Origin of the sequence: Sporosarcina sp. resist (assembly GCF_014302295.1) — a bacterium.
Lineage (GTDB): Bacteria > Bacillota > Bacilli > Bacillales_A > Planococcaceae > Sporosarcina > Sporosarcina psychrophila.
Window position 1 is genome coordinate 4,376,365 of record NZ_CP060287.1, and the last position, 22,165, is coordinate 4,398,529.

Sequence of the window (22,165 nt, forward strand, 5' to 3'; positions counted from 1 at the left end):
TAGGCGGATTTCCAGGCATGTTCGTAGAGCCTGGCGTATTATTGCGTTTGCCGCAGTTCCTCATAGTCGAGCAGGGTTTGGATACATTCGAGTGGCATCCCCTTATTGGCAAGATGGGATGCGAATGTATGCCTTAGCGTATGTGGTGTCAGTCGGATTCCAAGCTGTTCCGCATACGATTTAAACCAGCACTGGATGGTTAATTTACCGGCTTTTGTATTCGCAATCCGACCCCACAAATACAGCAGGTATGTCATCCTACCTGCTGTCAAGATAGGCTTTCAAGTGATTCTCGCACTCATATAGCGCGTTTTTGCAAGATCCTCCTTATCAATGAATTTCGGCATGGGCTGATTGTCATTGAAATATACTTCCAACATATATTGCTAAACTTTAATTTTATTTACCGTTAGTAGTTCGATTTGTTCTACTTGCTGTTTGTACATGGTCACACTTATCTTCTATTGAAAGTAAAATAAGCCCTACCTCCATTTAGGAAGTAAGGCTCTTATGATTTTAATTAGGTTGATAATATATACTTGAAAAGCTGTTAATATAGCAGCTACTTAGGCGTTCCATTAGTAATACTAGAAGAGTTAAAAATTTTGTAAGAGTGATTGTGTGAGTGACTGTACAGCTAAAGAGTAGTTAACCATCCATACAAAAACAGAAATAGCCCCTCAATCGATTGCTCGATCAAGGGGCTATTTTCTTTGGTGTCATACTCAGCCGTCAGAATTGTCTCTGAGTTGTGTGAGTGACTGGCACCGGGATGTTTAGGATCGACCTGGAACCTAGTATACTAACTTATTTAATTACAACTGGAGCAGCTAATTCCCAAGCTGATGAAACTCCATTATAAGTTAATACTAATGTTGTAGCCACGCCATTAACAGTACCAGCTAATGTAATAGTGTCGCCAGTTGCTGGTGTAGCAACTGGTGTTGCTATAGTTGCTGTATTTCCAACAATAGTCACCGCAGCTGATGTTTCAGCTGGAGTAAGAGCAATTGCTACTGTTGCTGTTGCATTTAAAGCAGTTAAATCAACATTTGCCGCTGCTACAACTGGAGTGAATGTAAACACTAGACCAGCTGCATTTGCAGTTACTGCCGATTTCAATGCTGCTGTTGCTGAATCTAAATCTTTTGCAGCTTTATTAATCTCAGCTGTTGTTGCAGAGCCTGCAAGTAAAGCCCGTGCTTCATTAACAGCGTCTTGCAACTTGCTTGTAGTTGTTGCTGTATGTTCGTCAGCAACTATTAAAGCGTCAGCATCATTAGCTTTAACTAAAAGCTGTCCTTTAGTAACGTCCGCAACTACAACAGGTGTTAATTTAACAGTATATTTTTTAGTAACTGTTACTGCATCAGCACCAGTACCTTTAGTGAAAGTAGCTGTTAAAACTGCATTTTCATCTGCTGTAATTGTTCCAACTACACCAGTACTAACAGGTAGAAGTGCGCTGTTTGATGCCCAAGCAATAGCAGTTCCATTAGCATGAGTCGTTGGTAATGTGATTGTAGTACCTTGTTGAGCTGTAGCAGGAATCACTACAGAAGAAACAGCCGCTGTTACATCAGTTTGATTTTGCACAACCGGCGGAGCAGTTACACCATCTTTAATGATAGAAACAGTTATTTTGTCTCCATCTTTCTTAAGTGTAACTTGAGAAACGAAGCCTGCTGCGAATTCGTCTTGAATATGTTTCTCAAATGCAACTTGAGTAAGCGCATTTCCATTTGCAGCTGTGAAAGTTGCTCCTTTGTAGCTAACAAAGTCTTTTCCAGCAAATTGAATTTTTTGATCTGTAGTGTTGATTCCTGTTACTAAACCAGTATAGAAATCACCAACATCTACAGTAGATGTAATTTTAACTTCAGCTGTGTGGCTTCCAAGGTTGATTGGACGGTTGTTAGTATTTGCTGCTGGAACCGCTGTTCCGTTTGCTACCACACGAACTTTAGATGATTTGTTTTCAGAGCTAACTGTAATTGTCGGTACAGCTTCAGTAGTTTTACTTGTTGTATAGCTACGGTTTGGTGATACAACATTAGTACCGTTTACAATAATATCGTTAGCGCCATCATTGAATACTGTAAATGTAGCTTCGATGTTATTGTAACCAGATGGTAGATTCATTGCTTTACCGCTTTGGTTTGCAGCAGTAAATTTGAATGTAGCTGTTTCAAGACCTGTAATTTCTTTAATAGTTTTTGTTGTGCTAACAGCATTGTTATAAGCTTTTACAGTACCTTCTGTAAGTTTCGATTCTGCAAAGTAAGAAATTGAAGAGACTTTGAATGGTTCGCCGTCGTCAAATTTACCTTCTTTAGCATTAGAAGTGTTGATGTCAATCCAAGCGATTGGAGTTGCATAGTCTTTTACTGTATCGCTACCAATTGTGAATGTAGCTTCACCCTTAGCGTCTGTTTTCACAGTGTAAGACTTTGTTCTTGCGTCAGGAACTTTAATTCCATCTTCATCAACGAAATATGCTTCTGTATTCGTATTGAAGTTGCGATCAAGATCCTCATTGAATGCAAGGTTGATGATTTCATTCGCAGCAACTTTACCGTCTTTAGTTTTCAAAACGACTTTGTATTCGCGACCGTTATCAACGTTAACCGCTGCTTCTTCGCCACCATCACGAGTAACATCGATTACGTAATCTGATTGAGTTGCCCCAAACACAACTTTTTCAGCTACTTGTGCTTGAAGTTTAGTTGCTTCAAACGTTTTCACGTCTACATTGTTAACAACTTGGTTTAAGAATACAACCGGTGTAACTGTTGTGTTGTGTCCAGATACAGTGAATGTTGCTTCACCTTTGCTATCTGTTACAACTTCAGCAGTAACTGGTGTAGTTCCATTTGCCAATTGCATTGGGTTTGTACCGTTTACAGTCGCTTTAGACATTTTGTCAATATTGACACCTACGTTTTCAACGAATGTTACATGCATTTTTTGGTTAGCAACTGGAGTTCCAGTTTTAGGGTTTTTGTACGTAACTTTGTATACTTTATTTGCTCCGTTTGCTACATTGTTACCTTGTTTGTCATCTTGTGCAGTAACTGCAAGGATTGCGTCAACTCCCCAGTATACAGTAGCTAGACTACGAACAGATGGTGCGCCAGTTGGGTATGCAACTACGTCATCTTGTTCACCAGAAACGTATTGCGTGTAAGAATAAGTAGCAACTCCGTTAGCATCCGTTGTTACTTCTTCAATGTGATCTTTGTTCAATTTAGAACCAGCTGATACGTTGAATGTTACAGGAACGCCTGCTTCTTTAACACCGATATCAGCTTTAAGTGTTACTTCTTTACCAACTACACCTTGTACTGATGCTGTGTTAATAGTGATCTTAGTTGGAATAACACCTGAGATTCCTTTGAATTTACCAAGTGTAGAAGCACCTGATTTAAGCGTGTACTCTTTGTCTCCTGTTTGAACAGCAGTTGTAAGAACTACAACTTTGCTATCTGTTTGTTTAACAGCAGCGTTAGAGATTGCTAGACCTTCGATTGTGTAATCGCTAGCGTTAACATCTTTAGCGTCTTCTTTGAAAGCTACTTCAACAGTAGTAGCGTTAACAGCCTTAACTGATACAACGCCTTCTGCTGCTTCGCCAGCTACTTTAGAGAAGTCTGCGTTAATTGTTTTGTGTAGGAATGTAGCAAAGTGTCCACGAGTTGTGTTGCCTTTTGGATTGAAGCTAGCAACTGTTGGGTTCGTGATGTCGAAGAAATCAAGAACGTCAATAGCAGCACGTGCTTCAGATTTTGCAGATGTAAGATCTTTTACATCACGCTTGAAATCTTGTCCAGCTACGTATGTAGCCAAGTCGATTTTTTCAACAGTATCAAATGCGCGAACAAGAACTAGTGCCATGTTTTCACGAGTGATGTTATCAACTGCTAGAAGTTTACCGTTAGATCCGATGAATACGCCTGCATCTTTAACAACTGCAGCATAGTCAAGAAGTTCTGCGTTAGATTTTGTTGACAAGTCAGTGAAGCGTGGGTTAGTTCTTGCATCTGCAGGAATTGCGTGTCCTTCAGTTACAAGCCATTTACCCATCATTTTAACAACGTCAGAACGAGTCAACGTTTTGTTTGGTAGGAATGTACCGTCTGAATAGCCTTTGATAACACCTGAATCAGAAAGAGCGTTGATCGCTTCTTCGTGCGTGTTACCTTTCGTATCTTTAAAATCTGCCGCGCTTGCTACTGGTGCTACTGCGGATGCTACTAGTGCTGCTGATGCAGCCCCTACTAAAAATTTGCTGTACTTAGATGGTTGGTTAGCCATTGAATAATTTCCTCCTCTTAGATAGAAAATAAATTTGTGTCAACTACTTCCACGGCAAAATGAAAGATAGAAGTCATTACAGATTAAAGTATAGATAATTACGACAAGGATGTCAATTACAAGTTAGTAATATAGTAAATCCCTTTGGAAACATTACTAGATTCCTGAGCCGCTTCTACCATTCTATCGCATATCTGATATATATCAAGTATTTTACGACTTTTGGTTTAAAGTTACAGAACGATTTCAATTGTTAGTGTCTAGTTACTGCTGATTATGTATTTGGAATTCCTTGCGCGATCTCCAGTCTTTTCGCCTTACCTATGCGTGTTTAAGTGGGAATTATAGAGTTTTCTTGGTCAACATAAACATCGAATTCTTTTATTTTCATCTGTTTTGAATTTATGGCGGAAAATGGTTTTCTTTCCAAATTGGGAGGATTGTTATTCATTACTTCGGGTTCCAGCTGCTACCACAATTCGAAGATCGTGAGTTATGTCAGTAACTGGCACCCGGGGGCTTGCTTATCGAGGCCTTTCGCTTTTCGGTATTGGCTAGTTCTAGCGCCTAGCCCCTCGAATCGCTTCAGTTTTGAATCAATGGCAAAAAGCACCATTGATTTCAAAACATCCAGCGCTTGTTGGGGCTGAGCAGGTGCTTCCACCTTTCGGGTATATCTAGGCTTCAGGCGTCAGATGCTCGGGTCATAAAGTCAGCCCTACTCTGCGGCAAAGTGCGCCGCGGCGTTGTTCTGTCTTATGCCTGCCGCATCTAGGCGGCGCCTTTCGCTTTTTAACACAAAAAAACTCGAACAGATGGGAACTGTTCGAGTCTTTTTGTGTGGTCAACCAACCAAATTTCGATCTGCATGGCGTTTGTTATATATTTTATAGAGGAAATTATCCTTACACTTTAGTATTCTAGCACCACTTTTACCGGAATACAAGAGTGTCAACCTTATTTTTGTGTGAAAACTTCAAATAAGAATTTTGGCAGATTCATTTGCCTTTTAAGTCGACTTGGTTCTTTTAGTAGACGATACAACCACTCCGCACCCATTTTTTGAAATGCGGCGGGTGCTCGCTTAACGTTACCTGCAAGGACGTCGAATGAACCACCAACGCCTTGATACAACGTTGGGTATAGGTTGTCCCGATGTTGTTCAATCCATTGCTCTTGTTTTGGAGAACCCATCGCAACGAATAGGATATCGGGCTTTGCCTTATTGATAGTTTCTAAGACTTTACTAGTGTCTGATTCATAGCCATCCTGTGTTCCTGCCACATTGAGATCTGGATAGGTTTGTTTTAGTTGTTGAGCCGCCTTATTAGCAACACCTGGTTTCGCACCGTACAGGAAAACTGTACGTCCAGTACGTGCTGCTTCCCTAACGATGCGGTCCATCATGTCAATTCCAGTAATGCGTGACGAGATACTGCCCTTTTTTAATTTAGACGCAATGATAACGCCAATGCCGTCCGGGATTTGGAACTCGGCTCTGTTAAGAAGCGCTTTTAGTCCCGGGTCTTCTTTTGCTTTCATAAGCTTTTCCGGATTGATGGCTACGACGAGAGATTTCTTCTTGTCTTCGATGTTGCGGAAGACTTTCGGTATTAACTCGTCGTAGTTTTCGGTGTTGACTTGAACGCCAAGAATGGTCTCTTTCATATAGAAGTAAGTCCTTTGTTCTTGCCATCGCCGAGCTTAAAGAAACGGAATCCGGCTTGTTCCCACTTGTCTCGGTTGAGTGCGTTTTTCGTATCAAGTACGAGTGGCTTGGTGTCGCCAGTGTTCACTGTTTCCGGATTAAGGTTTTTAAATTCCGTATGATCCGTCGTCAGGATAATTAGGTCGACGTCTTGAAGCGCTTCGCCTAGTGATGCGCGTTGGGTCGGGTGTTGAAGTTCTTTGATATGTGGATCAAATGACGTTACTTGTAGATTCAAGTTTTGTAGTTCTTTAATAACTTCCGTCGAAGGGCTTTCTCGTAGATCGTCAACGTCGGCTTTGAATGCAAGACCGAGTACTGCAACGTTACCGCCCTGAATGCCATGCTGTTCGAGAAGTGCTTTTGCTTTTTGCGCTGTGAATTTCGGCATGCCATTGTTCGTTAGCCGTGATTTCTTAATGATGTCCGAGTTTTCCGGGCTTAATTCGACCAAGAACCATGGATCGACTGCGATACAATGTCCGCCTACACCAGGTCCTGGTGTATGGATGTTAACGCGCGGGTGGAAGTTGGCAAAACGGATAGCTTCCCATATGTCGACGTCAATTGTTTCAGCGATTTTTGCGAGTTCATTGGCAAATGCGATGTTAACGTCACGGTAGGTGTTTTCCATTACTTTGACGAGTTCCGCTGTTGTTGCGTCAGTTAGGTGGATTTCCCCTTGGACGAATGTTTGGTAGAGCTCTTTTGTCATTTCAGCGGATTCAGGCGTAATGCCGCCGACGATACGGTCGTTGTTAATGAGTTCTTCGAAGATCTTGCCTGGAATGACGCGCTCTGGTGAGTGTGAAACGAATAGATCGACGCCTAGTTCTAGGTTTGACTTGCGAAGCTCAGGCAACATGACGTTTTCTACTGTTTTTGGTGGCACAGTTGATTCGAGAATGACCAGTGCCCCTTTTTTTAGGTAAGGAACGATTGATGCTGTTGCTTTACGGATGTACTCCAAGTTTGCTGTGTTGTCCGGGTTGATTGGTGATGGGACTGCCACGATGTAGACGTCTGCTTCAACAGGTTGTGTTGAAACCGTGAATAAACCTTTGTCGATTGCATCTTCCAGACGCTCTTGAAGTCCGTTCTCTTCTATATGAAGTTGTTTGTTTGCGATCATGTTCACTGCTTTTTCGTTAACGTCCATGCCGTGTACGCGGACGCCACTGTTGGCGAACATTACTGCTGTTGGTAGGCCTATGTAGCCTAGTCCAATGACACATATATTTTTATTCATAGTGGATTTCATAGTAATTTTCCTCTTTTCTAGGAGTTCTTGATGGCGATTCAATGTGGAGATAGCTGCTGCCACAATTTGAATGTGCTAAATGGTGTCAGTAACTGGCACCGGACAGCTCGTTGATTATAACACATTCGGTGTTTAGGTTGCTAGGCGCTACGTACATCAACTGGCGCTTTTGACGGTGATTGGGACGTATGTGCCTTGTTTAACCGTTCGGCCGTTGGTGTTTTTTAAGCCCGGGTGGATGATGAGTTCATAGGAAGCGCCGGGTTGCAGGTTTTTGTTAGGAACAATTTCAATTGTGTTGTTGGCCTTTTGGTTGATGGTGATTGGGACGGCTACGCTGCCTACTTTAACTAGTTCTATATTATTGGACGTCTGTGCGTTGTTAAAGTTCATTGGCTGGGTAAATTGGATAGTCATTTTTTTAGTCGTTGGTACATTGTCGAGATTGTCGATTTTTTTGTAGTGCTTGTTGCTGAATGACTCGTTGAGGAGCCGCTGATGGATGTCTAACAGTTCTTTGTTCGATTCGGTTTTGATAGAAGGTTGAATACCCTTTTTATGGACAAGCGTTCCTCCCGGTCCTTTGAAGTGCCCGATTGTCAGTTTGAGTGCACTACCGTCATTGAATTCGAAGAAGGATTGGACACTGCCCTTCCCTTTCGTCGTTTCGCCTACGATTGTAGCGGCTTGCTGATCGATGAGGGACGCTGCGACGATTTCAGATGCAGATGCAGAATAGCGATTGACGAGCACATAGGATTGTTTCGGGAATTTCGTTTTGGTTGGTATCGGTTTAATCATTTTGTTGCCTTCGCGTGTAGATAGGTAGTAAGCGTTGGTAACGCCTTGGTAAAAGCCGAGAAGCTGTTCGGCGCTGTCGACGTAGCCACCGCCGTTATAGCGCAGGTCGACGATGAGTCCGGTTGCTCCATTTTTTTTGAGTTTCGTCCAGTGTGCTTCCACTTGCTTGCCCAGGTCGGCGGAAAACGTGGCGATTTTTATGTAACCGATGTTGCCGTAGAGCATGGATGATGTGATTGGGTGCTCTGGTGCTGCTGGTGATTTAGTCGATGTTGTTGCAGCTACGTTTGGGATTGACGATGGTTGGTGTTCATCCACAGCAACGGCTGATAGATAGGTACGGTATTCCTTAGCGGACATGTAGCGCGAGTATTCGTCGAGTGAGTTGACGATTTCGTCTAAGTTTTTCATAGTGTTGAGGTTTTTAGGGACGTCACCATAGTAGTAGGTCTCGACGAAGAATTTGACGTCGTCGAGTGTACTTGCTTGGGCGATTGGTGTAAATAGGAACAGGGTTATGATGGCGATGAATGCTGTTTGGATTTTTTTCAATTTGGTGAGTCCCCTTTCACGGGTATGTTCTTTTATATTATAACCTATACCCAGTTTTGAAGTTTGTAAGATGGGTGGATTTGGTATTTTGTTGTTTAGTTTGGTGGAAATGTTGTTTGGTTATGTGTGTTTTTATTTTTGCGTATAGAGTTGGACCCAGTACGGTTTTCCTTTGGCGTCGGTTGCATAACCAGTTCCGACGTGTGTGAAGTTGTTGTTTGCGATATTGGCGCGGTGAGTTGGCGAGATCATCCATTCTTTGACGACGGATTCGGGTGCGATGTAGCCTCTTGCGATATTTTCACCGTATGCGGTCCATTTGTAGTTGAATTTTTTCAGCATTTCATCAACAGTGCCATATGTTGGTGACTTGTGGTCGAAGTAGTTATTTTTCGCCATGTCTTGTGCTTTGGCTTTAGCGATTGCAGAGAGGTCAGCGTCGAGAATGAGTTCTTTTACGCCTAGCTGTTTGCGCTGTTTATTGACAAGTTCAACGGTTTTGAGGGCGTTGTCTTGATCGTCTATTACTGGCGGTATTGGATCGGGCTTGGATTTGTCCATATACATGCTGCGGGCTTTGTCATAGTAGATGACGCCTTTTTCACGCTCAATTTCGAATTTGGTGGTGCGATCGATGAAGGCCGCCATATGTGCACGGGTGACGATATCGTTTGGCTTGTACATACCGCCTGGCGGTGTGGTTGTGATGCCGAGTTCGGCGAGTGTCGTGATATAGCCGTAGTTTTGGTTGAGCTTAATGACATCTTGGAATTTGATAAGGTCATTGTCGTCGACGATTATTTTATAGCCCAGTGTCAGTATTTTGGCCATTTGCGCACGTGTGAGTGGCTCGTTCGGGTGGAATTTGTCCCCGGCCGTGAAGATGCCACGTTCGGTGAGTGCGCGGATGTGGTCGTATGCGCCATGGGCTGGGCTGACGTCTTGGAAACTCGGTTTGAATGCAGCTGTCGGTTTGGCGTTGATGGCGAGCGCGACGACTTTTGCGGCTTGGGCCCGAGTGACAGGTTCGTTGAGGCGGTAAGTTCCGTCCGGGTAGCCGTTGATGAGGCCGCGAGTGGAGATTGTGTCAATTGCTTTGTGTGCCCAGTGTGCGGTTGGCACGTCAGTAAATGTGGCAGCTTGTGCAGCTGGTTGGTATGCGATAAGTAGAGTTGCTGAGAGTAGTAGGGTTGGGATGTGTTTTTTCATGGTAGTGCCTCCTTTTTCTATGATTATACTATGTTTTGCGGGGGTATTGAGAGGTTTGTTGTTTGGTTGAAAAAGTTTAAAGCCCCTTGCTGGTGGCGAGGGGCTTGTTTTTATTGATTTCTTAGTAATCGATTGATGGATTTTTGTTGTCGCAGGATAGAACAAACGTTCTTTTTGTGTTATGATAGAGTTGGTAATTGCATATGAAGTGTGGGCGGTTGGTCACTTCCATGAGAATGGAGGTGATGCCAATGTCGACTTACGAATCGATAAATTTGCTAATTCAGCTTTGCACTGTAATGTTAGCAGCCTTTACAATTGTAGTCACATTGATCATTTTCTTCGTAAAAAAGAAATAACCGTCCCCCGCTGATAAGGTATGACGGTTATTTCTGTCTAAAACCGGATCAACCGCTCTTCTTGCGGTTTGCAGTTGCTAGGCCGAGTGTTAGCGCACTCGGTCTTTTTTTATGTTATGCGTTTCTAAAGACATTATACCTTTATTCGGTGATTGTTTCAAGAATGGTACTTTTTATTGATTACAATAACGGTGGATTTGGAACTATGTGGCGTTCTTTGTTGCGCCAGTTGGTTATCCAGGTTTCGAGTCGGTCCATGGCGATTTCGAGTTGGTCGAATGCGTAGGCGTAGGAAATTCGGATGTGACCTTCCCCGAATGCTGTGAAGGCGGTGCCTGGTACGACGGCGATTCGGGCTTCATCGAGCAACGTGTGGGCGAATTGTTCGGATGTTAGGTTGAACTCTTTAATAGAAGGAAAGATGTAGAATGCGCCACCCGGTTTGACTGTCGGAAGGCCCATGTTGGTGAGCCGGGTGTAGATGTAGTCGCGGCGTAGGATATAGTCCGGGTTCATTGCCGAAGGCGTGTGTTGGCATTCGGTTAGTGCGCAGATAGCTGCGTGTTGGGATGGGACGCCTGCGCAGATGGTGTTATAGGCGTGCACTTTGACGGCTTGTTGCATCCATTTTTCGGCGGCGAGCAGGAAACCGATGCGCCAGCCTGTCATGGAATGGGATTTGGACAGGCCGTGGATGAGGAATAGTTTGTCTTTTAGTTCGGGGTACTCAGCGAATGAGCGATGTTCCTCTTGGTAGGTGTTTTCGCTGTAGATTTCGTCTGAGATGATGAAGATGTCGTGTTTGGCGAGTGTTGCGGCGAGTTCGTCCATCGTTTCGCGTGGGATGGTGACGCCGGTTGGATTGGATGGATAGTTGAAGACGATTGCTTTTGTTTTGGGTGAGATGAGTTGTTCGAGTTGGGTTGGGTCTGGGATGAAGTTGGTTGTTGTTGTGTCGAGATAGATGGGTGTGGCGCCGGCGAGTGTGATGAGCGGTTCGTAGCCGGTGTAGATGGGTGCGGGTACGATGACCTCGTCTCCATTATCGAGAATCGTGCGGAATACAGTGTCCATTGCTTGGCTGGCGCCGGTTGTGATGATGATTTCGGTTTGTGGGTTGTAGGTGAAGCTGTATTTATTGGTGAAGAAGGTGGATACGACTTGCCGGAGTTCGAGGAGACCGGCGTTGTGTGAGTAGGTAGTTTTGTTGTCGTCGATTGCTTTGTGGGCGGCTTTTTTGATGGGTTCGGGTGTTGGGAAGTCTGGTTGGCCGATGGTTAGGTTGATGGCATCGGGGTAATTTATGAGCTGGTTTGAGATTTTGCGGATGCCGGATGGTTCTATTTGTTGGACGCGCGGGTTGATGGTGAGTGACATGGTGGTTCCCCCTTTTTGATTGGTGGGTAGTAGTATATGCGGGATATGGGGGGAAGATTTTTGGGGTGTGGTTTGGTGTTGAGGGGGTGTTGTTTAGTTGGTTGGGAATGTTGTGATGTTTCGGCGGGATGTTGTTTAGTTGGATCGGAGTGTTGTGATGTTTGTTTGATTCGTTGTGAACTCTTGGATTTGATTGGCCAAGACTTTTTTCAACCGTCTTTTTGCCCGCTAAAGACTTCCCTTTCTTCTGCTTTTCAAGTTATTTCTTGGTTCTGGTTCTTGAAGTCTTCTGTAGCATACTGTATATTGAGAATAGATCTAGTAAAGAATAAAAAGGACCGCTTGACGTGTCGAGCGTCAAACGGTCAGCAATAGCTAGGTTCCCTATAAGGGGATCAGCCCATCTGGAGTAGTAACCCATCTGAGCCTCTAACTCAAGGATGGGTTATTTTTTATTTTTATGGTCAAATGAGAGTATTAACACGATTAATGTTGCAAAAGCTACTGCGAACATTAGCGCCTCGAATACTGACATTGGCACCCCCCCTTTCATACGGGAGTGGGCTGACCACCCTTGAGTTACCTATTCTATTGTTCTTTCATTGTACCATACGTATGTTCTTGAATCGCTATTGTATTTTATCTTTTATTGGACTTCCCTTTCGGCATTTGGAGGACGTTTCTTAGTTTTTCGAGAGCGTTGTTTAGTTTTCGTTTGATGTTGTCTTGTTGGACGGGAATGTTGTTTAGTTTGGCGGGGGGCGTTGTTTACTTTCTTGGTTACGTTGTGGAGTTTTGGGTTTGATTTGTATATAAAGGTAGCCGCCCGGTGGAGAGGGCGGCTTTTTTTTGTTGTTATTTATGCATGGGAAATTTGTAGTCCCAGGTGTAGATGGTTGCTGGTGGTGTGCCTTTTCGGTTGAGTCGCAGCTGACGGAATATGATGCTGGCGGCGGATTTTGAGTTTAATTTGAGAAATTGGCGGAGCTGTTTGTTTGTGAGTGTTGGGCTGATGAGCAGGTACCAGTCGGCGATGGCTTGTTCGAGTGCACCTTTGTTGGGTTTTCCGCAAGGGTTGCAAATCCATGTGCGGCCTTGGGTTCTTGGCATGATGGCGTTACAGTCGGGACAAAGGACACCTTTTTTTAACTCGATTGGTGAGATGTTGTGTTTTTCGCTAGCGGGAATTCGTTTCCATTTGACTTGGTTTGTGTAAAGTTGGTTGGCAATTGTTGCGCGTTGGCGCGGCGTGAGTTCGTCTGGAATGTCCGGGAGTCCTCGGATATATCTGGGTAGCTGTTTCGCGAATTTGAGCGGTGTGGATAAGGGCATTTTGGGGATTTCCGTCCGCTGATTTGCCATTACTAGGATTGGTTCTACGGGTAATTCGATTTGTTTTTGGTTGAGCCATTTTTCGACGGCGTACGTAGCGCGGTCTAGCTGATGAATGATGCAGTCGAATTTTTCGATTGCGCCGTCGCCAGAGATTTTGGTAGTTTTTCCGGATGCTTCGTCGAACAGGACGGTGCCAGCGTAATTTTTGATTTCCAATAGGATTGCGCGTTTTGGGGTTAGGATTAGAGTGTCTAGCTGGACGCGGAAATTGGGGTTGATGTCCACGGTTATGTTTTTCATGATGGCGGAACCTTTGGGGAAGTCGATTTCATTGAGAATACGGTCGACTTTAAGTTCGCCGGAATAGCCGGATTTCGTCTGGTATAGTTTGTTGCTGATTGTTTTGTACTGCTGGTGATTGTCAGGTAGCCGGGCGAGCAATCGTTTCAGGGGTATGAGATCGTCCGGCGGTTGGCGTTTTGTGTAGATAGGGATTCACTCCTTTCGGTGGTCTGAATATTCTTTGTTCAGTGGTAGAATAGCAGGTTTTGGGTGAGGTGGCAAGGGGCTTGGCGGGAGTGTTTGTTTGGTTTAGTTGTTATGTTGCTTACTTTTTGGGATGTGTTGTTTAGTTTGTTTGATACGTTGTGAACTTCTTTATTTTATTCGGGACTGCCCTTTTCTAATTAGCTTTTGACTTCTACTTTTAGAGTTGAAGGGCATAAAGGAAGCCATCCGGTGGTCCGGATGGCTGATTGGGTGGTGATTGTTTATTCAAAAGAAAGGTCTCTTAATCTAGAATGTAAACGGCGGGTTTAGTAGACTAGACAACGTTTTTATCAATCTGCTCAACTTTGTGTGCACGACGTTTTTTCCATAGATCTTCTGCGGCGCCGGATCCTAGTATAACGCCGGCAATGATGAGGGCTAGGCCGATGAGATGGCGATAGGTGATGATTTCGCCAAGGAATAGTGCTGAGCCGATTAGGGAGAACATGGTGTTGAAGTTGATGAAGATGGCGGCTTTGGCTGGGCCGACTTTTCCGACTGCGTAGTTGTAGAGCATGTGTCCGACAGCTGTGCCGATGATGGCGCTTGCTGCGAAACCGAGCCAAAACATGGGTGGTACGGTGGCAAATGCTTTGATTTCACCGGGTTCTTGAATCAGGCTAATGATGAGTAGTACCGCGCTGCCGACTACCATCATATAAGCGGTCATGATACGTGGATCCAGTGTTTTTGCTGCTTTTGCGATGACTAGGAATGATAATACTTGAGCGGCGATTGAAATGAAAATGAAGCTATCACCGAGCGCGAGACCGCCAATTCCTCCGCCTGCTAAAACGACGGAGCTGACGCCGCCTAGGCCGACTAAGAAACCAAGCCATTGCACTTTAGACGGGTAATTCCGCATGATAAGTGCGACGGAGATCGCCGTTAGGACGGGGCCTGTTCCGAGTATCAGTCCCGCGTTTGTGCCGGTCGTGCGAACAAGTCCCATGTTCAGGAAATAATGATGGAGGACAACATTGAGCATCGCGCCTCCTATGATGTATTTCCATTCATTTTTTGTCGGCAGACGAAGCATTTTGAACGCCGCCAGGATGATGAATACCGTGATGCCTGCGAGCAGGATACGGAATGTTGTCATGGTAACTGGTCCGACATATATGAGCAGATATTTGAGGAGTGGCAGGTTAAATCCCCAGATAAGCATTGCGGTAGTGAGGAGTGCGTAGATTCTCCACATGGGGCCGTCCCCTCCTTTGGTTGGTGATTTGGTGATGATTGGTTGCTGGAAATACTGCAGGGCAAGATGGCAACTTTTCACTAGAAGTAAACAACGTTTATTGGGTACTTAGCAACGTTTTTTCTTATGTGTCAGGTTTGATGATGCTTAAGTATACACCTTTTAAAGCGTGGTAGTAGCCGCCTAAGTAATTCTTATGCGGGTTCGATGAAATATTTTACCAGACGGCGATTGCTCCGTCGGTTCGGGATTCGGTGCCGCCTGATAGGACGCCGGTTTTAGGATTTCGCCAGATGATTTGGCCACGACCAAATGAGCCTGAGTCGAGGGTTGGCTGGATTTGGTGACCAAGTCTTGTCAGTGCTTGGGCGAGATGGTTCGGGAAGCCCGGTTCGACGTGGACTAGATTGTCTTTTATCCACTGCCAGCGCGGTGCGTCGAGAGCTGCTTGTGGATTTAATGTGTAATCGATTGTGTTGATGGCTACTTGGAAATGGCCTTGCGGTTGCATGTATCCGCCCATGACACCAAATGGCCCGATGGCTTGTCCGTTTTTTGTTAGGAAGCCTGGGATGATGGTGTGAAATGTTCGTTTGCCCGGTTTTAGTGCATTTGGGTGATTCGGGTCTAGCGAGAAGTCGGCGCCACGGTTTTGGAGTGCGATTCCTGTGCCGGGAATGACGATACCGGAGCCGAAGCCCATGTAATTCGACTGGATGAAGGATACCATGTTGCCTTCCCCATCTGCCGTTGCCAGGTAAACTGTGCCGCCTTTTGGAAGTTCATACGGTTCTGGACATGTTGCGGTTGCTGTGATTTTGGCGGCGCGTTGTTGTGCGTACGTTTTGGATAGAAGGTGTTCGGGTTTAATTGGCATATCAGTTGGTTCGGTGATGAATGCTTGTCCGTCTGTGAATGCGAGCTTCATAGACTCAATTTGTTCGTGAAGTGATTGTGTGTCGTGCGGAACTGGGCTGTTCATTTCCGTGAGGATGTTGAGTGCCATGAGTGCGATCATGCCTTGGCCATTTGGCGGAATTTCGTGAACGTCGTAGCCGCGGTAGTTTGTTGAGACGGGTTCGACCCATTCTGGCTGGTAGTTTGCCAGATCGGATTTTGTGAGAAAGCCGCCGTGTTGTTGCATGAAAGTGTCGATTTTGTCGGCTAGTTCTCCCGTGTAGAAGGATTCTGCATTCGACTCCCCAATGGATTGTAGGGTGGCGGCGTGATCTGGTGATTTCCAAAGTTCACCGATTTCTGGTGCTCTGCCGTCGGGCGCGAATGTGGTGAACCATGCGTCGAATTCTTCTGTTGTGAATGAAGTGCTGTATTTTTTATAGGCAGCGTTCCAGTATTTACCGAGAATCGGTGTGAGCGGATAGCCTTCTTCGGCATAGCGGATGGCTGGTTCGAGTGATTCTTTCAATGGTAGATTGCCAAATTTGCGTGCGAGTTCCGCCCATGCTGCGGGTACGCCCGGGACGGTGATTGGCGTCAAGCCATAGACTGGCATTTTGTCGTGGCCTTGCGCTTTTACGGCGTCGATTGTGAGAGATTGCGGTGCCGGGCCGGAAGCGTTGAGGCCGTGCAATTTGTTGTTGACCCAAACGAGTGCGAATGCGTCGCCGCCGATACCGTTTGATGTTGGTTCGACGACGGTAAGTGCGGCAGCTGTTGCGATTGCCGCATCGATTGCGTTGCCTCCCCTGCGCATAATTTCAATGCCTGCTTGTGCAGCGAGTGGCTGTGAGGTTGCAACCATGCCGTTTTTCGCGAAGGCGGTATGGCGTATGGATGGATTTGGGTTGTAAAGGTAGTCCATTGGTGGTTCCCCCTTTGATGTTGGATAGTTCTGTGAGTTTATTATACTGGAGATGGAGGTGTTTAGGGAGGCGAAGTTTCTTTTGGGTGTGGGGTGTGGGGTGTAGGATGTGGGGATATGATTGGTTGGATGGGAGATATGATCGGTTGACTTGGGATATGCTCGGTTGTTTGGGAGATATGATTGGTTGGATGGGATTTGCTCGGTCGTATGGGAGATATGATTGCTTGGCCGGGGATATGATCGGTTGCTTGGGAGATATGATTGCTTGGCTGGGGATATGCTCGGTTGCAGGGGAGATATGATTGCTTGGCTGGGGATATGCTCGGTTGTATGGGAGATATGATTGCTTGGCTGGGGATATGCTCGGTTGGCTTGGGATATGCTTGGTTGCAGGGGAGATAGGATTGCTTGGCTGGGGATATGCTCGGTTGCTTGGGAGATAGGATTGCATGGCCGGGGATATGCTTGGTTTGGCGCTAGTTATGATTGGTTACTAGTTTAAATGTTGTTTTCATTGGACGGATTACTAGTTTTATTCGTAGAAAAGCGCTTCAAAGTTCATGAAGCGCCGACTCATGCTTATTTGTATTTTCATTCATGATATAAAAACTACCTTTCCCCTTTCCTTCGTGTGATAGTCCGGATCGGGCAAGGAATCTCGTTGTTACTTGTCTGTCATTTAGCAACATGAAACTCCTGAATTCCCTGTTGGTTATTCGGTTGCCCATGAGACATCTCCAATCTGCAAGCGCCGCAATATGATATTCAGGTCCAGTATGATTACACGTCGGACATGCCCATTTTCTAGGCTTCCACTTCATTCCTCTAGTGTTGCATGCCGGACAAATGACTCCGGGTAAAATATCAATTGGGGATATATTCATCAATTTGGTTAACGGGAAAGGATCATATTCTTGATGGTTATTTCTTAATTCAAATGCTAATTTCTGTATAGTATCTTTGCTTATGATTTCTTTATCGACGGATAAGGAATACAAATAAGTCGGAGTTTCATTGGTGAATGTGATTTTAGTTTCGGGAACGTTTTCGAAGATTAACTCATTGGTGAATGCGAAAGTAACAAGTCCGCTAATCGGGATATCGATCTTCCTTTGCTTGAGCCATTCATTAAGAAATAATTGCTTGCGATTGAGCTCAGCGATGGGGTTGCTCAACACTTTTCGTTCACCTGTCGGGGATTCTTGGATGAACTGTGTGGGGTTTGATTTCACGATAATTTTCCCAGCAATGTTTTTCACTTCGATAATAAGAATGAAAGCTGGCGTAATAAGTACCGAATCCATCTGAAAATAAACGCCGTTCTGTTTCAAGCAGACGTCGTGCAAGATAGCGTGTGGATAATGGGGTTTGAATTCTAGTAGATGCTTGTCAAAGTGTTGCTCCCCACCATAGCCTGCTTTTCGTATTCGAAAGTCCTCTCTGACTCTAAGCATTTCGGCATGTGACGGCTGTAATCGGGGCATTAATGCACTTAATCCAATTAGTATTTTCGGCATTGATCTTTGTTTATAAATCAATTTTTTATCACCTCTTAAAAATGATATCAGAATTTTTGGTGGTTTTATATACTTTTCGCCAAAGCCGAATTATGTATTTGTTAAACAGTGGCATGATTGATATTTGATAGGGTTTTTGGGTATATATTTGAGATTTGAGCACTTGCTCTTTTTGGTGGGCGGTGTATTGATTTACCGTTGGCTGGTCGGGTGCTGGATATGATTGGTTGGGCTTAGGATATGCTCGGTTCTGTGGGGTTTATGATTGGTTGCTCAGGGTTATGCCCGGTTCAATTGGAGATATGATCGGTAGCATAGGTATATGCTTGGTTGAACAGGTTATATGATTGGTTCAACATCATATATGATCGGTTTCCCGCTTTGGTGGGAGCATTGATTTTAGATCTATGCATTTGACTTAAATCTGCTTTTGGCCGAGGCCAAAAGCTTCCTTTCTAATTATTTTTGGATTGCTCGCGCCGGGATATGCTCGGTTCTGCGGGAGATATGATTGCTTGCCTGGGGATATGCTTGGTTACGCGGGAGATATGATTGCTTGGCTTTGGATATGCTCGGTTGCGCGGGAGATATGATCGATTGCCTGAGGATATGCTCGGTTGCACGGGAGATATGATCGATTGCCTGAGGATATGCTCGGTTGCGCGGGAGATATGATCGATTGCCCGAGGATATGCTCGGTTGCGCGAGAGATATGATCGTTTGCATGAGGATATGCTCGGTGCTGTGGGAGATATGATCGTTTACCTGGCGATATGCTTGGTTACGCGAGAGATATGATCGATTGCCTTGGGATATGCTCGGTTCTGCGGGAGATATGATCGTTTGCCCGAGGATATGCTTGGTTACGTGCGAGATATGATCGCTTGCCTGAGGATATGCTCGGTTGAATGGGAGATATGATCACTTGCCCGAGGATATGCTCGGTTCTGCGGGAGATATGATCGATTGCCTAAGGATATGCTCGGTTACGTGAGAGATATGATCGCTTGCCTTGGGATATGCTCGGTTACGCGAGAGATATGATCGATTGCCTGAGGATATGCTCGGTTACGCGAGAGATATGATCGATTGCCTCAGGATATGCTCGGTTGCGTGAGAAATATGATCGCTTCCCATTTTCCCGCACATAAAAACCGCCTGCAAGAGGCGGTTTTTTGGTTATAATGTGGTGTCGCTCAGGAAGTTTTGGATGATGTGGTGCTCGGGTTCGTATGTTTTGATGGTATAGCCTTCTTTTTGTAGCCATTCGATGATTTCTGGTAGGGCTTTTGCTGTTTGACTGCGGTCGTGTAGCAGGACGATGATGTTACGGTCGCCGGATTTATTGGCTTTATCGACACCGTCACGGACGTTTTTAATGATTTTGTCAGCTTCTTTGTCGGTGTATTTCCAGTCATTGGAGTCGACGTCCCAGTCCCACATTTTGTAGTTGTATTGGTTGAGCTCTTTTTTCATGGCCGGTGTGACGTGCGGTTTGCTACCGTATGGAACACGGAGTAGTTTAGCATCGATGCCGGTCATTTTGTTGATGAGTTTGGTTCCTTCGGTCATTTCATCGATGAATGATTTGGTGGATTTATATACTTTGTCTTTGTCGTGTGTCATGCTGTGCGTGCCGATGTAGTTACCATCGCCAGCCACTGTTTTAACGATGTCCTCGTTTTTTTTCATGTGTTTTCCTAGGAAGAAGAATGTACCGTGGACGTTATATTTTTTCAGTGTTGCGTTGTTGATTGTTGTGAATTTATTGGGGCCGTCATCAAAGGTCAAGTAGATTGTTGTTTCGGATTTCGCTCCGGGCTTTTCTGGCTTAACTGGTGGTTTGGCCGGCTGTTTTTCATCCAACAATTGTTTAACATGTTTTTCGTAATCTGCATGGCTCATATGCTCGTAGTCATCACGATAAATACGCAACGTTTTCATTTTTTGGATGTATTCTACTTTGAATCCCGTCACTTTTGCGATGTATTTTGCGCTAATGAAAAGCGTGCCGTTGACGTCGACGATTGGAGTCCAACTGAGTTCCACACCGTCTTTCGATGTCAATTTTGTTGAAGCATCATAGCTGATAACGGTGCCTCTTTTTCGAAGATAAGTGATGCCTTCTTCTTTTTCTACTGGGATGTAGAGTACTTTTGTGATTTCGCTAAGTGGGATCTTCATATCGTTATCGATGACCTGGACGTCTTTAAAGTCCAATAATCGATCATGAAGTCCTATGTAATGTGTCGGCTTTTTCACCTCTGCCTCGCCTACAATTGTGCCGTAAACTAAACTTATAACTAATGCTGTACAGATGGCCCACACATTTTTCCTCACTTTAATTTCCCCCTTTCCATTCATTTAATTTCCTGTTCTTACCTTAACAAAAATCTGCCGCCAGTCAGAGCCGCCTTAGTAGATTATGCGAGTTTATTTTAAAAATGCTTTTTCACGCAATATTGATAAATGGCTGCTGTTGCTACACAATCTCCGATGGCATCATGCGCATCGTGTTCGAGCTGTAGAAATTCGGTCAATGTGGTTAGTTTATGGTTGGGGGCTTCGGTGATCTTTTTTCTAGCTAGTTTGACGGTATCGATGACGATATACTCGGGAATGCTTATGCCATCGATGTTGTCGAGTGCATAAAGGAAACCCATATCAAACGATGCATTGTGAGCAATGATTGGTAAATCTCCGATGAATTCGAGTAGTTCTTCAATTTTTTGATTGATACTCGGTGCCAATTCAACTGTTTCGTTTGAAATGCCTGTAAGTCGTGTAACTGTCTCTGGGATATGACGGAAGGGGTTGATGAACGTATTAAACATGTCTTTCACTTCATGATTTACATACCTAATGGCACCAATTTGAATGATTTTATCAGCGCCTGCACGCAAACCCGTCGTTTCAAAATCGAGTACGATGTAATCATCCACTAATTGGGAGGATGATTTATATTTCTTATCTTTTGCGGCTCTTCTTGCTCCCCAATTTTGTTGCTTCGGTTTCCTTTCAAGTAATTCGATCGCTTCTGTATTCCAGCTTGTCATGGGTGCACTTCCTTTTTTTCGGTTATTGTCCTTTGTTTAGTAGTAATTCTCCTTATACTATTTAATACCCTTTTTTATAGCGCTTAATCTTCAAATAAAATGGATAAAAAAAGCAGCCTACTTCGGACCATTAAGGACAAGTGATTGTACATGAGGTAAATTAAAATCATATCTTGTTTATAATGTTGTACATTTGACTACGATTTAAAAGTGTGTATAATACAAGATAATTACATACTTTGAATGTTTTCTAGGGTTCCGCAACTGTCAGTGTTGGTCTGGTCCGAGAGAAAACTCACAGCTATGCTGTGTCACGGAAGGATAAAAGCCTGGGAGGAACTGTTTTTTAACAGTTATCTCTTGGGCTTTTTTTGTTTTTGATGGGCACGAATATAAACGGAGGTGTTAGTTAAATGAATACAGATTGGGTTAAAGTAATAATCGCTGCTTTTTTCGAAGTTTTTTGGGTTATTGGATTAAAACATGCAAATGACTTTTGGACTTGGACTGGAACAATTATTGCTATTATCGTTAGTTTTTATTTAATGATTATGGCTGGAAAAAAACTACCTGTTGGAACTGTCTATGCGGTTTTTGTTGGACTAGGTACAGCCGGAACAGTTTTTTCCGACATCATATTTTTTGATGAACCATTTAAATTAGCAAAAGTGCTTTTAATTTTGGTTTTATTAGGTGGAGTCGTTGGTTTGAAATTAGTGACTCAAGATAGCGATAAAGAAGGAGCTGAATCTTAATGGCGTGGGTTTCTTTGATTGTTGCAGGTTTATTTGAAATGTTTGGTGTTGTAATGATAAGTAAATTGCATAAAGACCGTAATTGGCAATCGGTGCTATTTCTAACTCTCGCGTTTGGAGCAAGCTTTGTGTTTCTTGCTTATTCAATGAAAACACTTCCTATGGGTACGGCTTATGCAATTTGGACAGGAATTGGTGCGTCTGGTGGAGCAATTTTAGGTATGCTTTTATATGGTGAATCAAAAGATTGGAGAAGACTTATTTTTATAGGCATGGTCTTAGGTGCTGCAATAGGTCTAAAACTCGTCTCATGATAGAGTTTTTAGATTGTAATAGGAAGAAGTTA

The 22,165-nt window shown here is 44.2% G+C and carries 17 protein-coding genes and 1 riboswitch; of the genes, 3 read left to right on the forward strand and 14 right to left on the reverse strand.

Annotated features, from left to right (window positions below; genetic code table 11):
* Positions 1 to 38: 38 nt before the first annotated feature.
* From H7992_RS20920 to H7992_RS20945, 6 genes are all read right to left on the reverse strand, one after another.
* Complete coding sequence (locus tag H7992_RS20920) at positions 39 to 257, reverse strand: tyrosine-type recombinase/integrase (RefSeq protein WP_187045897.1); 219 nt, start codon at positions 255 to 257, stop codon at positions 39 to 41.
* A 550-nt stretch (positions 258 to 807) separates the two neighbouring features.
* Entirely contained in the window at positions 808 to 4,314 is a 3,507-nt protein-coding gene (locus H7992_RS20925; RefSeq protein WP_187045898.1) for an S-layer homology domain-containing protein, read from the reverse strand.
* A gap of 957 nt (positions 4,315 to 5,271) precedes the next feature.
* Positions 5,272 to 5,982, reverse strand: a complete 711-nt coding sequence (locus H7992_RS20930; RefSeq protein ID WP_187045899.1) for a WecB/TagA/CpsF family glycosyltransferase — start codon at positions 5,980 to 5,982, stop codon at positions 5,272 to 5,274.
* On the reverse strand, positions 5,979 to 7,271 hold the full coding sequence (locus tag H7992_RS20935; protein WP_187048003.1) for a nucleotide sugar dehydrogenase: 1,293 nt from the start codon (positions 7,269 to 7,271) through the stop codon (positions 5,979 to 5,981). The genes H7992_RS20930 and H7992_RS20935 overlap by 4 nt, the downstream gene beginning before the upstream one ends.
* A gap of 168 nt (positions 7,272 to 7,439) precedes the next feature.
* Positions 7,440 to 8,636: a S41 family peptidase gene (locus tag H7992_RS20940; protein ID WP_187045900.1), complete on the reverse strand. Its 1,197-nt coding sequence runs from the start codon at positions 8,634 to 8,636 to the stop codon at positions 7,440 to 7,442.
* A gap of 132 nt (positions 8,637 to 8,768) precedes the next feature.
* Positions 8,769 to 9,845 carry a CAP and S-layer homology domain-containing protein gene (locus tag H7992_RS20945; RefSeq protein ID WP_187045901.1) on the reverse strand — a complete coding sequence of 359 codons (1,077 nt, stop codon included), beginning with the start codon at positions 9,843 to 9,845 and terminating at the stop codon, positions 8,769 to 8,771.
* 251 nt (positions 9,846 to 10,096) lie between these two features.
* Between H7992_RS20945 and H7992_RS24535 the strand changes: the two genes are divergently transcribed.
* On the forward strand, positions 10,097 to 10,204 hold the full coding sequence (locus tag H7992_RS24535; protein ID WP_222617994.1) for a putative holin-like toxin: 108 nt from the start codon (positions 10,097 to 10,099) through the stop codon (positions 10,202 to 10,204).
* Positions 10,205 to 10,384: 180 nt separating this feature from the next.
* Here H7992_RS24535 and H7992_RS20950 read toward each other — a convergent pair whose 3' ends face one another.
* From H7992_RS20950 to H7992_RS20980, 8 genes are all read right to left on the reverse strand, one after another.
* Positions 10,385 to 11,581, reverse strand: a complete 1,197-nt coding sequence (locus H7992_RS20950; protein ID WP_187045902.1) for an aminotransferase class I/II-fold pyridoxal phosphate-dependent enzyme — start codon at positions 11,579 to 11,581, stop codon at positions 10,385 to 10,387.
* Positions 11,582 to 12,026: 445 nt separating this feature from the next.
* Entirely contained in the window at positions 12,027 to 12,116 is a 90-nt protein-coding gene (locus tag H7992_RS24540; RefSeq protein WP_222617995.1) for a putative holin-like toxin, read from the reverse strand.
* A 320-nt stretch (positions 12,117 to 12,436) separates the two neighbouring features.
* Entirely contained in the window at positions 12,437 to 13,357 is a 921-nt protein-coding gene (locus H7992_RS20955; RefSeq protein ID WP_187045903.1) for a nuclease-related domain-containing protein, read from the reverse strand.
* Positions 13,358 to 13,739: 382 nt separating this feature from the next.
* The gene (locus H7992_RS20960) at positions 13,740 to 14,666 is read right to left on the reverse strand and encodes a DMT family transporter (RefSeq protein WP_187045904.1); all 927 of its coding nucleotides are present in this window, start codon (positions 14,664 to 14,666) and stop codon (positions 13,740 to 13,742) included.
* Positions 14,667 to 14,883: 217 nt separating this feature from the next.
* Positions 14,884 to 16,488, reverse strand: a complete 1,605-nt coding sequence (locus tag H7992_RS20965; RefSeq protein WP_187045905.1) for a gamma-glutamyltransferase family protein — start codon at positions 16,486 to 16,488, stop codon at positions 14,884 to 14,886.
* Positions 16,489 to 17,042: 554 nt separating this feature from the next.
* Entirely contained in the window at positions 17,043 to 18,029 is a 987-nt protein-coding gene (locus H7992_RS20970) for a nuclease-related domain-containing protein (protein ID WP_187045906.1), read from the reverse strand.
* 1,158 nt (positions 18,030 to 19,187) lie between these two features.
* On the reverse strand, positions 19,188 to 20,348 hold the full coding sequence (locus tag H7992_RS20975) for a polysaccharide deacetylase family protein (protein WP_187045907.1): 1,161 nt from the start codon (positions 20,346 to 20,348) through the stop codon (positions 19,188 to 19,190).
* 98 nt (positions 20,349 to 20,446) lie between these two features.
* Positions 20,447 to 21,064 carry a 3'-5' exonuclease gene (locus tag H7992_RS20980; RefSeq protein ID WP_187045908.1) on the reverse strand — a complete coding sequence of 206 codons (618 nt, stop codon included), beginning with the start codon at positions 21,062 to 21,064 and terminating at the stop codon, positions 20,447 to 20,449.
* Positions 21,065 to 21,303: 239 nt separating this feature from the next.
* Positions 21,304 to 21,402: riboswitch (guanidine-I (ykkC/yxkD leader) on the forward strand.
* Between the two features lie 75 nt (positions 21,403 to 21,477).
* Between H7992_RS20980 and H7992_RS20985 the strand changes: the two genes are divergently transcribed.
* Together H7992_RS20985 and H7992_RS20990 are read left to right on the forward strand one after the other, a co-directional pair.
* On the forward strand, positions 21,478 to 21,819 hold the full coding sequence (locus H7992_RS20985; RefSeq protein ID WP_187045909.1) for a DMT family transporter: 342 nt from the start codon (positions 21,478 to 21,480) through the stop codon (positions 21,817 to 21,819).
* Positions 21,819 to 22,133 carry a DMT family transporter gene (locus H7992_RS20990; protein WP_067213040.1) on the forward strand — a complete coding sequence of 105 codons (315 nt, stop codon included), beginning with the start codon at positions 21,819 to 21,821 and terminating at the stop codon, positions 22,131 to 22,133. The genes H7992_RS20985 and H7992_RS20990 overlap by 1 nt, the downstream gene beginning before the upstream one ends.
* Positions 22,134 to 22,165: the final 32 nt, after the last annotated feature.